Annotated in this window: 11 protein-coding genes; 6 read left to right on the top strand and 5 right to left on the bottom strand. The window is 68.5% G+C overall.

Features of this window, described 5'->3' with window-relative positions; genetic code table 11:
* Positions 1-313 precede the first annotated feature (313 nt).
* Positions 314-583 (top strand): hypothetical protein, encoded by a 270-nt coding sequence (locus TBU01S_RS18775; RefSeq protein ID WP_068638950.1) that lies wholly within the window; start codon positions 314-316, stop codon positions 581-583.
* 142 nt (positions 584-725) lie between these two features.
* On the opposite strand, the gene TBU01S_RS18770 is transcribed toward TBU01S_RS18775, so the two are convergent.
* Positions 726-1355, bottom strand: a complete 630-nt coding sequence (locus TBU01S_RS18770; RefSeq protein WP_068638948.1) for an arylesterase — start codon at positions 1353-1355, stop codon at positions 726-728.
* A gap of 238 nt (positions 1356-1593) precedes the next feature.
* Between TBU01S_RS18770 and TBU01S_RS18765 the strand changes: the two genes are divergently transcribed.
* Genes TBU01S_RS18765 through TBU01S_RS24335 form a run of 3 tightly spaced genes read left to right on the top strand, consistent with a single transcriptional unit; the run spans position 1594 to position 3978 of the window.
* Positions 1594-2583 (top strand): sulfurtransferase, encoded by a 990-nt coding sequence (locus TBU01S_RS18765; protein ID WP_068638946.1) that lies wholly within the window; start codon positions 1594-1596, stop codon positions 2581-2583.
* A gap of 18 nt (positions 2584-2601) precedes the next feature.
* On the top strand, positions 2602-3798 hold the full coding sequence (locus TBU01S_RS18760; RefSeq protein WP_068638944.1) for a YeeE/YedE family protein: 1197 nt from the start codon (positions 2602-2604) through the stop codon (positions 3796-3798).
* Between the two features lie 12 nt (positions 3799-3810).
* A complete protein-coding gene (locus TBU01S_RS24335) occupies positions 3811-3978 on the top strand; it encodes a hypothetical protein (RefSeq protein WP_169802983.1) in 168 nt (55 codons plus the stop codon).
* An 87-nt stretch (positions 3979-4065) separates the two neighbouring features.
* On the opposite strand, the gene TBU01S_RS18755 is transcribed toward TBU01S_RS24335, so the two are convergent.
* The 4 genes from TBU01S_RS18755 to TBU01S_RS18740 form a co-directional block, all read right to left on the bottom strand.
* Complete coding sequence (locus TBU01S_RS18755) at positions 4066-6072, bottom strand: acyl CoA:acetate/3-ketoacid CoA transferase (RefSeq protein WP_068638942.1); 2007 nt, start codon at positions 6070-6072, stop codon at positions 4066-4068.
* A gap of 24 nt (positions 6073-6096) precedes the next feature.
* Positions 6097-7485 (bottom strand): GntP family permease, encoded by a 1389-nt coding sequence (locus tag TBU01S_RS18750; RefSeq protein WP_068638940.1) that lies wholly within the window; start codon positions 7483-7485, stop codon positions 6097-6099.
* A 302-nt stretch (positions 7486-7787) separates the two neighbouring features.
* The gene (locus TBU01S_RS18745) at positions 7788-9338 is read right to left on the bottom strand and encodes a sigma-54 interaction domain-containing protein (RefSeq protein ID WP_068638938.1); all 1551 of its coding nucleotides are present in this window, start codon (positions 9336-9338) and stop codon (positions 7788-7790) included.
* A gap of 39 nt (positions 9339-9377) precedes the next feature.
* Positions 9378-9611 (bottom strand): hypothetical protein, encoded by a 234-nt coding sequence (locus tag TBU01S_RS18740; RefSeq protein ID WP_068638936.1) that lies wholly within the window; start codon positions 9609-9611, stop codon positions 9378-9380.
* 154 nt (positions 9612-9765) lie between these two features.
* Between TBU01S_RS18740 and TBU01S_RS18735 the strand changes: the two genes are divergently transcribed.
* Positions 9766-9978: a hypothetical protein gene (locus tag TBU01S_RS18735; protein WP_068638934.1), complete on the top strand. Its 213-nt coding sequence runs from the start codon at positions 9766-9768 to the stop codon at positions 9976-9978.
* 60 nt (positions 9979-10038) lie between these two features.
* Positions 10039-11448: a fused MFS/spermidine synthase gene (locus TBU01S_RS18730; RefSeq protein ID WP_068638931.1), complete on the top strand. Its 1410-nt coding sequence runs from the start codon at positions 10039-10041 to the stop codon at positions 11446-11448.
* Positions 11449-11466 lie beyond the last annotated feature (18 nt).

Here is an 11466-nt window from a genome sequence, read left to right as displayed (position 1 = left end):
AACTGAACTATCCTGACGACACGATGCGGGCGGGGAGTTTCAAGGTCACCGAAACAATCAACGGAAACCGATCAATTCAGACGATCAACAATCCAAAATAAACGCCTCCATACAAAATCCATACCAAGACATTGCAAGATCAGTGCTCCGAGAACTCCCCTCTTCGGGCTGGGTTCGTGCCTGCTACTCCTACAAGGCCATCACGTGCTATAGCGTTCAAACAGGGTATTTCCTGAATTCGGCGAAAGTCAAATCCAAGACTTTCGCAATTGACAGCCCCGGATATGACGCTCTTCCAATACTCCGCGCCGAAATGGCCAAACTGCACGACAACGGCCACGCCTGGTACACCGCCACTTTCACGCTGACGCCGGACGGCAAGTTCAAGTTCAAGTTCGACTTCGACTACGACCACTTGCCGACCTTCGACATCATGCCGGACCCGGAAGACTGGCTGGATGAGTTCAAGCACTACCCGAGGCCGGAACTACAGGCGCAGATACAGGATTGGATCGACGGACGTGTTCCATACGAAGAATGGAGGTCGATGGTCGCGCGCCTCAAGCAACTCGCGTCTCAGTAAAAAGGGTATTCATATCGTAGCAACCAACGACGGTTGCAATCGGCGATTCGGTCAAGGGCGCCTGGAACACCGCCTACGAACAGCGGCACCGCAGGGGCAAGCGCCGACGAGATCGCCGTGCTCGAGCGCCTGTCCACCAATTTCAGCGCGCCAGCCCGATCTCGCGCAGCCGCGCGTGGATGCCGTCCGCCATCCGGCGATAGCCCTGCGCATTGGGATGGATGCGGTCGGCGCGCAGTTCGGCCTGCGACAACACACCGGCGAACACGTCGGGCACCAGCGCGACGCCCTCCTCGTCGGCCAGCGCGGCGTAGATCGGCGCATCGGACAGCCGGCCGATGGCGGCGCCCGCCAGCGACAAGGCCGGCACGCCGACCAGCACCACCTGCGCGCCGCTCGCCCGCGCCAGGCGCACGATCTGGCGCAGATCCTCCTTGACTTCGGACTCGGTGCGGCGGCGCAGGAAGTCGTTGCCGCCGATCTCGACCAGCACCAGTTCCGGTGCGAATTCGTCGAGCAGGCCCTGCAGCCTGTGCCGCCCTGCCTGCGCGGTGTCGCCCGGAATGCCGGCGTTCACGACCTCCCAGCCGGTCGCCGCCGCCAGCAGCGCGGGCCAGTCCTCGTCTTCGCCCGCGCCGGTGCCGTAGGTCACGCTGTCGCCGAAGGCGAGCACCCGCGCACCGTCGGCGAGCGCGGGCAGCCTGGGCTCACGCCCGCAGGCGGCGGCCAGTACGGCAAACGCCAGGGCAAGGATGAAATGTCTTCGATTCATGGCAGGCGATGGGCAGGCAGTTCCGGCAAGGCGCCACTATCGCCCGAAATCCCCCGATGCAGAAGCGCACGCTGCCACAGGCTGCGGCTAATTCCAAACAGTTCTTAATAATTAATCTCAAATACCTTTTTTGCCATTCATCTCCCCATTAGAATCCGCCCTCATCCGCAGTTGTCTCACCAGAGCCTGCATACAGGCCACGGCTCGAATGAGCCGGCCCCGACCCCAAGGACGCACCATGCTGAACAAGACCATCGCCCTGCTGGCGCTGGCCGGCACCACCCTCGCACTACCGGTCCATGCCGACACGAGCGCCGGCACCCAGCCGGCCACCGTTTCCCGGACAGCCGCCGCGCACGCCCACACGCCGCTGCTGACGGCGGCGGAGCTGCGCCCCCTGCTCGGCCAGGCCGACGTGCGCATCCTCGACATCCGCCCGCCCAAGGACTACGCCGAAGGCCACATCCCCGGCGCCATCAACACCCCTTACGGTGCTTTCCGCGGCCCGCAGAGCAACGCCGGCCAGCTCGTGCCCGAAGCGAAGCTGACCGAATTGCTGCGCAAGGCGGGCATCGACGACAGCACCCACGTCGTCGTCGTCCATGGCGGCGCCACGCACACGGATTTCGGTGCCGCGGCGCGGGTGTATTGGACGCTGAAGGTCGGCGGCCTGAACCGCCTGTCGATCCTCGACGGCGGCACCAGGCTGTGGGCGGGCAGCGGCGGCGCGCTCGACAAGGCCGTGCCGGAAGTGGCACCCAGCCGGTTCGAGTACCGCTACGACCAGGACCAGATCGTCACCCGCGAGGAACTCGCCGGCGCGATCCAGTCCTCGTCGGCGCCGCTGCTGCTCGATGCCCGCCCGCCGCGCTTCTTCAGCGGCGAAGTCCGCGTCGATGCCGCCGCGCGCTATGGCACCCTGCCCGGCGCACAGTCCTTCGACAACGCCCAGTTCTTCGTCAAGGGCGGCACCACGCTGAAGCCGGCCGAGGAACTGAAGGCACTGGCCGCACAAATCGGCGCCGCCAGCGGGCCGGCGGTGTCCTTCTGCAATACCGGCCACTGGGCGGCGACGAACTGGTTCGTGATGTCGGAAATCGCCGGCAACACGGCGGTGAAGCTGTACCCCGAATCGATGGTCGACTGGAGCCTGAGCGGCCTGCCGATGGAAAACCAGCCGTCGCGCTTCACGGTGCTGGTGCAGGACCTCAAGCGGGCCTTCGAGTAAGCGGAAGAGGTGATTGCGATGCGCTGGTTCTTTCGTTTGCTTCTGATCGCCGGCGGCCTGGCCGGCGTGCTGGCAGTGGCTTACGCCGCCGGCGTGCGCCAGGGCCTGCTGACCCTGCTCGGGATCGGTTTCGGCGCAGTGCTGCAAGGCGCCCGCTTCGGCTTCACCACCGGCTGGCGCGATTTCATCGAACGCCGCGACCCGCAGGGGCTGTGGGCGCAGATGCTGCTGATGGTGCTCGCCGCCGCCGTCAGCCTGCCGCTGATCGCCGGCAGCGGCGGCGAACTGGTCGGCGCGGTGGCGCCGCTGACGATCAGCCTGGTGCTCGGCGCTTTCCTGTTCGGCGCCGCGATGCAGCTGGCCGACGGCTGCGGCTCCGGCACGCTGTACAAGGCCGGCGCCGGGGCGCCGCTGTCCTTCGCGGTGCTGCCGACCTTCGCCCTCGGCAGCTTCGTCGGCGCCTCGCACCAGCCCGGCTGGATCGCCCTCGGCGGCCTGCCGGCGGTGGATCTGCTGGCCTGGGGCTGGCCCACCGCGCTCGCGCTGACCGTTGCCGGCTGCGGCCTGGTGGCCTGGCTGGCCGGCCGCGCCCAATCCCAATCCGCAGCCTCGCAGCCCATGGCGTCGCAGACCTCGACGCCGCAGGACGCCGCCCAACAGGTGATGCGCGCCGGCACGGCGAGCTTCGTCCCCGCCGCGGCCGACGCACCGCGCGGCCGCAGCCGCTGGGCACGCCGCTGGTGGCTGGGCGCGCTGCTGCTGGCGGCGCTGTACGGCCTGCACCTGATCGTCGCCGGCCAGCCCTGGGGCATCGTCTACGGCATCGGCGTATGGGGCGCCAAGATCGCTTCGGCGCTGGGCTGGAGCCCGGTCGGCGATCCCTTCTGGGGCGTCGAGCCGCACGCCACCCGGCTGGCCGGGCCCTTGCTGGCCGACATCACCTCGGTGACCAACCTCGGCCTGCTCTACGGCGCGCTGGCCGCATCGCGCTGGAACGGCCCGGCGGACTTCAGGCTGCCGTCGAACCGCCGGCTGATCGCCGCCTGCGTCGCCGGCCTGGTGATGGGCTACAGCTCGCGCATGGCCTTCGGCTGCAACGTCGGCGCCTACCTGGGCGGCATCGCCTCGGCCAGCCTGCACGGCTGGGTGTGGTTCGCGCTCGCCTTCGCCGGTTCGATCATCGGCGTGCGCATCCGCCGCCGCATCGGCAGTTGAGGAGGAAGAACCATGAACGGCAAGAAGCTCTTCCGCCTCGTCAACGCGGTGTTCTGGCTGCTGGTGCTGGCGCTGGTGGCGCTGGACACCTTCGATACCCACAGCGTGCGCCTGGAGCCGCCGCCCTTCGCCCTCGGCAGCGGGCAGGCGGCGTCGGGCGGCCATTGCTCGGGACGCTGAGACCTGGAGGCGCGGCCGCCCGCCTGGCGGCCGGCGCAGCAGCGCTTCCATGGACCGGTACGCGGCGGCGCGCCCGGCCGCAGGTGCTCAGCTGCCGCCGCGGACGCGGTCCTGCGCCTCTGCGGCGCTGCCATAGATGTGCGGCGCGATCTGGTGCTTCTCCATCGCCTCGCCGAGTTTCATGCGCAGGAAGCTGTTCGCGGTGTAGCGCGTCACCGAGCGGTAGTGGCGCACCATCAGGCCCTTGACCATGCCGACGTAGGCATCGACGAGTTCGGGCACGATGGAGAAGCGGTCGTAATTGACGATCGCATCGACGTGCCGCCCCACTGCGGCAAGCGCGGCCTCGACCGCACGCTCGATGCGGGCGATGTCGGCCTCGGTACGCACCGCCAGGCCCTCGAAATTCACGAAGAACAGTTCCTGCTCGGCGTCGTAGGACAGGCGCTGCTCGAGCGGAATCTCGAGCAGCGCCCGCCGCAGGCCCATCGGCTCGTCGCTGAAGATGCGTGCGTCCATCAGCGCCGGCGGGCGCTTGATGACCGGGGCGAAGTCCATGTGCGCGAGGATGTCGCGCTGCAGGTCCACGCCGGGCGCGATCTCGATCAGCTCCAGCCCTTCCCCGCACAGCCGGAACACGCAGCGCTCGGTGACGTAGAGCACGTCCTGCCGCCACTTGACCGCCTGCGGGCCGCTGAAGGTGCGGTGCTCGACCTCGGCGACGAACTTCTTCGCGCCGCCCTCCTGCGCGATGCGCAGGCGGCCGTCCTCCACCGCCACCTGCAGCGCGCCGGCGGTGAAAGTGCCGACGAAGACCACCTTCTTGGCGTTCTGCGAAATGTTGATGAAGCCGCCCGCGCCGGCCAGCCGCGGACCGAAGCGCGAGACGTTGAGGTTGCCTTCGCGGTCGGCCTGCGCCAGGCCGAGAAAGGCGATGTCCAGCCCGCCGCCGTCGTAGAAGTCGAACTGGCTGGGCTGGTCGATGATCGCCTGGGTATTGACCGCCGCGCCGAAGCTCAGCCCGCCGGCCGGAATGCCGCCGATCACGCCCGGCTCGGCGGTGAGCGTGAGCAGGTCGATGACCTGCTCCTCGGCGGCGACGCTGGCGACGCCTTCGGGCATGCCGATGCCCAGGTTCACCACCGCGTCGGCCTGCAGTTCCATCGCCGCGCGGCGGGCGATGATCTTGCGCTCGCTCATGCCCATGCCGGCGATCGCCGACATCGGCACGCGGAGCTCGCCGGAAAAAGCGGGGTTGTACTGCTCGCTGTAGGTCTGCATGTGGTGCTCCGGCCGCTCCGCGACCACCACGCAATCGACCAGCACGCCGGGCACCTGCACCTGGCGCGGATTCAGCGAGCCGCGCTCGGCGACGCGCTCGACCTGGGCGATGACGATGCCGCCGGAATTGCGCGCGGCCATCGCGATGGCGCGCGCCTCCAGCGTCAACGCTTCCTTTTCCATCGTGATGTTGCCGTCGGCATCGGCGGTGGTGCCGCGGATGATGCCGACGTGGATCGGGAAGGCCTTGTAGAACAGGTATTCCTCGCCGTCGATCTCGAGCAGGCGCACGCGCTCGGCGGTGGTGCGCGCGTTGAGCCTGCCGCCGCCGAAGCGCGGATCGACGAAAGTCCCCAGCCCGACCCGCGTCAGCGTGCCGGGCTTGCCGGCGGCGATGTCGCGGAACAGGTGCGAGATGACGCCCTGGGGCAGGTTCCAGGCCTCGATGCGGTTATCGACCGCGAGCCGCTGCAGCTTGGGCACCAGCCCCCAGTGGCCGCCGACGACGCTGCCGACCAGCCCTTCGTGGCCGAGGTGGTTGAGGCCGCGCTCCTTGCCGTCGCCCTGGCCGGCGGCATAGACCAGCGTGAGATTGCGCGGCCCGCCGTGGCCGGCACCGTCGGCGGCCTCGCTTTCGAGAAAGCGCTGTTCGAGGGCAATGGCGATGCTCTCTGGAAAGCCGATGCCGACGAAGCCGCCGGTGGCGATCGTGTCGCCCGAGCGGATCAGGCGTACCGCCTCGCGGGCGGACACCACTTTGCCGCTGTCCGAAACGTTCAGCGAAGCGGCCATGGGATGGCGAGCGATGGACATGTCTTGTCTCCTCCGCGGACGGGGTCAGAAGCTGCCGAACAAGGTGCCGAGCACGATCACGGTCGCCAGCGCAATGAGCGGGAACACCACGGTGTTCATGGCGATGAAGCCATAGGACTGCCGATGGTTGAGCTTGCAGATCGCGAGCAGCGAGATCACCGCGCCGTTGTGCGGCAGCGTGTCCATGCAGCCGGAGGCCATCGCCGCGACGCGGTGCAGCAGTTCCGGGCTGATCCCCGCGGCATTGGCCATGGCGAGATACTCCGCGCCCAGCGTCTTCAGCGCGATCGACATGCCGCCGGAGGCCGAACCGGTGATGCCGGCCAGCACGTTGACCGCCACCGCCTCGGAGATCAGCGGATTGCCCGGAGCGATGCCCAGCACCAGGTCGCGGATGATGACGAAACCGGCCAGCGAGGCGATCACGGTGCCGTAGCCGACTTCGGTCGCGGTATTGAGGATGGGCAGCATCGAACCGAAGGAGCCTTCGTTGACGGTCTTCATCAGATCGGTCCAGCGCTTCCAGTGCATCACCACCAGCAGGATGATCGCCACGGCGAGCGCGACGATGATCGACCAGATGCCGATCAGCGAGCGCGCATCCTGCAGGCCGCCGAATTCCGGCTTGGCCAGGTAGCTGGTATCGATGTTGGGCAGCACCTGCTTGGCCATCAGGAAGTTCAGGCCGATCACGACGAGAATCGGCAGCAGCGCCAGCCAGAAGCCTGGCAGCGGGCCGGCGTCGGCGGCGGCGGGCTCGTCGGCATGGCTGCCGTAGCCTTCGCCGGCAGCCATCAGCTTGCGCGCCTGCGCGCCCAGCCACCAGGTGCCGAGCACGAACATGATCAGCCCCCCGATCAGGCCGAGGACCGGCGCGGCGAAGGCGTCGGTGCCGAAGAAGGGGATGGGGATGGCGTTCTGGATCGCCGGCGTGCCCGGCAGCGCGGTCATCGTGAAGGTGAAGGCGCCCAGGGCGATCGCCCCCGGAATCAGCCGCTTCGGAATGCCTGCCTCGCGGAACAGCGCGGCACCGATCGGATAGACCGCGAAGGCGACGACGAACAGCGACACCCCGCCATAGGTCAGGATGCCGCAGGCGAGCACGATGGCGAGGATCGCCCGCTCGCTGCCGACCCTGGCGACGATGGCGTGGGCGATCGCGCGCGCCGAGCCGGAGTCGTCCATCAGCTTGCCGAACAGCGCACCGAGCAGGAACAGCGGAAAGAACTGGATCACGTAGCCGCCCATCGCCTTCATGAAGACCTGGGTGTAGGTCGGCAGCAGCAGCGCGGCCTCGCCGGACATCAGCACGGCCAGCAGCGCCAGCAGCGGCGCGAGCAGCAGGACGCTGAGGCCGCGATAGGCGAGATACATCAGCAGTACGAGAGACAGCAGAATGCCTAGGGTGCCCATGGGGTTTCTCCTCCTGGTGGTTTTGGATGTGGGCCGCGGCCTCGGCCGCAGTGCCGCAGCCTCTGCAAGGCATGTGCCAGCCTGACGGGCGTGCACGTGCCGATGCACCAGAAGGGGGCATGATGTGCGTGCAAAGCCGCACGCTTATTGGGCTATCGAATCTGTTTATTCTCTTTCGTCATGAATGGATGTGCATCATCCATGCATGCCAGAACAGTCCTGAATTCAAGACATGTCTATTTTTATGGACAATCCAATCCAGGGCGTCCACGATTCTGGACATTCACGCCGGCAGCCCGGCTTCAGCGGGCGATGCCGTATTGCTGCAGCTTGGCGTAAAGCCCGGCACGCGAGATGCCGAGCCGGCTGGCGGTCAGCCGCCGGTTGCCCGCACAGGCGTGCAGGGCGGCGAGCAGGGCACTGCGTTCGGCGCGTGCCAGGCTGTCGGCGAGCGGCTCCACCGCGCCGCCGGCCTCGGCTGCAGCGTCGGCCTCCTCGCCCCCGGCACCATGTCCCTCCGCCCCGGCGCCGGAGTGCAGCTGGTGCGCCGGCCGCTGCATCGATGCCGCCGTCTCGCCGAGCAGGCCGGCGAGCGCGGCTGCCCCCAGCGGGCCGTCGTCGGCGCTGAGCTGGGCACGCTCGAGCAGATTGCGCAACTGGCGCACATTGCCCGGCCAGGGCAGGGTCGCGAGCAGGGCGAAGGCATCGTCGCCCAATTCCAGCCGGCGCAGGCCGGAGCGCGCGGCGATGTCGTCGAGCAGGTAGTCGACCAGCGCCGGGATGTCCTCGTGGCGCTCGCGCAGGCTGGGCACGCGCAGGCTCAGCACATTGAGGCGGTAGAACAGGTCGGCGCGGAAGGCGCCGGCGGCGACGCGCGCTTCGAGATCGACGTGGGTGGCGGCGATCACGCGCACGTCGAGCGCGCGCACCTGGTTCGAGCCCAGCGGTTCGACCTGCTGTTCCTGCAATACGCGCAACAGCTTGACCTGCAGCGGCAGCGGCAAGTCGCCGATTTCGTCGAGGAACAGCGTGCCGCCGTTGGCAAGCTCGAACTTGCCGACCCGCGCCTTGCGGTCGGCGCCGGTATAGGCGCCCGGCGCGGTGCCGAATAGTTCGGCTTCGACCAGGTTGTCCGGGATCGCCGCCATGTTCACCGCGACGAAAGGGCCGGCGGCGCGTGCCGACAGATTGTGGAGGCCCTGCGCCAGCAGCTCCTTGCCGGTGCCGGTCTCGCCGCGCAGCAGCACGGTGGCGTCGAATTTGGCCGCGCGCCGCGCCTGGCGCTTGATCTCGCCGGCCACCGCGCTGGTGCCGATGAAGTTGGCGATGGTGTAGCGCGCCCGCCGCACCTGCAGCAGCGCACGCTCGGCCTCGGCCAGCCGCGCCTGCAGGCGACCGTATTTCTCCACCAATGGCTTCAGGTGGCGGGCGCGGTCGAACAGCACGTAGCCCAGCGCCCCCACCACCAGGCCACCATCGTCACGCAACGGAATGCGGGTGACGACGAAATGCTCGTCGCCGAAAGGCATCAGGTCGAGCAGGCTGGGCTGGCCGCTTTCCACCACCTCGCGCAGCCGGCTGGCCGGCAGCACTTCCTCGATGTCGCGGCCGAGGACAGCGTCGGGGTCGTCGATGCCGAGCTTGTGGGCATACTTGGCGCTCATCCACACGATGCGCGCCTGGCGGTTGACCGCCACCGTGCCTTCACACTGCGCGTCGAGATGGTCGAACAGCAAGGGCATCGCCACCCTGCGGAAGTGCTCGGGGGAAATGCCGATCTTGAGGCCGTTCTCGTCGAGGTCGGCGGCGGACAACCCGAGCGGCGGGTTTGCACGGGAGAAATCGGCGCTCACACCGCCGCCCCATCCGCAACACAGCGCCGGCGCGGCAGCTCAGCGCCCATCCCGCTCCTCGCGCGCGACTGCCGACAGCTCACGCAAGTACCAGGCCGCATATGCGTAGCCCACGGCGGCGACGAGCGCGGTGAAGATCAGGCTGCCTTCGAAGGGCAGGCCTGCCAACAGGTTGGTGACGACGACGAAGCTCAGATACAGGGCGGCGACCATGCCGCCGAAAATGCGGATCAGGGCAAACGTCTTGCGCTGCTTGAGGGTAGGCTGGGCCATGGGCAAGGGGACGCGATGCGTGCGAAATCGGGACACGGCGCAGGGTAGCGGATTCCGCTGCGGCTGGCATCACCGGCGCGCACCACCTCCGGGACGGATGGCGTCAGAATCATGGGTTCGGCGCCGCCAGCAGCGCCTCCTGAAAGAATCCCCGATGAGCACGCACGACGCTGCCGAAGGCGGCAAGGCCGCGGCGGCGATCTCGACCACGCAGCTCATCGCGCTGTCGATCACCTCCGCCCTCGGCGGCACGCTGATGGCGGCAGGCGGGGAATCCATCGCCGATGCGGCGCGCTACGCCACGCTCGGCATCGCGCTGCTGGTGCTGCCGGGCGTCTTCACCGCGCGCATCGTGACGCGGCAGTAGCCGCACGCGATACCCGCAAGCGTTACCATCCCCCCACCACCACCCGCGACGACGAGCCCGATGCCCGCTGCAGCCGAACCATCCGATCTCGCCCCCGATCCCGCCGGCGGGCCGCCGCTCGCCAACGCGCTGCTGTTCGCCCTGGTCTTCGTCGAAGGCTTCGTCTCGCTCGGCGCCGAGATCGTCGCCCTGCGCCGGCTGGTGCCGCACGTGGGCAGCGCGATCACCGTCACCGCGCCGACGATCGGCTTCTTCCTGCTCGCACTGGCGCTCGGCTACCAGGCCGGCGGACGCGTCGCCGGCGGCTACCTGGCGCGGGTGAGGCACAACTTCCTCGCCGCCGCGGTGCTGATCGCGGTGGGGCTGTCCGGGCCGGTGGCCGAGTTGCTGTTCACTCATCTGCAGCCGGCGCCGCTGGCCTGGTTCGCGCTGATCGGCGGCGTCCTGTGCCCGGTGGCCTGGCTGCTCGGCCAGACGGTGCCGATCCTGACCAACCTGCTGCGCCATGCACGCGCCGGCGAACGCAGCGGCGCGGCGCTGTACTGGTCCACGCTCGGTTCCTTCCTCGGCGCGGTGAGCCTGTCGATGCTGGTGATGCAGTGGCTGGGCGTGGGTGCCGCGGTGCTGATCTGCACCGCCCTGCTGCTGGTGCTGGTACCGCTGCTGAGCGAAGCCGGCCACGCCCGCCACTACGCCATGCTGCTGTCCGCCCTCGCCGCCGGCGCCGCGCTCGCCGCCAACCTGGTGCTGCCGCAGCAGACCGAGACCGCCTACGCCACTTACCGCGTGGCGCCGACCACGCTCGACGGCTTCGACAATCCGCGCGTGTTCTGGGTCAACAACTCCGCCGCGTCGATCATCGACAACGCCGAGCCGCCGCAATACGCGCGCTACATCCAGCGCCTGCGCACGCTGCTGCTGGACGAACTGGCTTTCCGCGAGCGCCGCGTGCTGGTGCTGGGCGCCGGCGGCTTCACGCTGTCGCACCGCGAGCCGCTCAACCACTACACCTATGTCGACATCGATCCGGCGATCAAGGACATCGCCGAGCGCGACTTCCTGCGCGAGCCGGTGCGCGGCGAATTCATCGTCGCCGACGCCCGCGCCTTCGTGCGCAACAGCACCGAGCGCTACGACGCGGTGGTGGTGGACGTCTACAGCGCACTCACCAGCATCCCCGCCCACCTGGTGACGCGCGAGTTCTGGCGCGCCACGCGCCAGGCGCTGAAGGAAGACGGCCACCTGATCGCCAATCTGATCCTCGACACCAAGCTCGCCACCCCCTATGCGCGCAACCTGCTGGCGAGCATCCAGGCCGAGTACGGCCCCTGCGCGGTCGAAGTGCTGTTCCGCGACCGGCCACTGTCGAACGTGCTGGTGCAGTGCCACGCCGCCAACCCGCCGCTGGCCGGCGAGCCCTACACCGACGAGCGCAACCGCGCCGATCTGGATGTCTTGCGCTCGCAGTGATTGCAGCTCAGGAGCCAG

The organism is Thauera butanivorans NBRC 103042 (assembly GCF_001591165.1).
GTDB lineage: Bacteria > Pseudomonadota > Gammaproteobacteria > Burkholderiales > Rhodocyclaceae > Thauera > Thauera butanivorans.
Note: the sequence above shows the minus strand (reverse complement) of the source record. Positions and strands in the feature narration are given on the sequence as shown.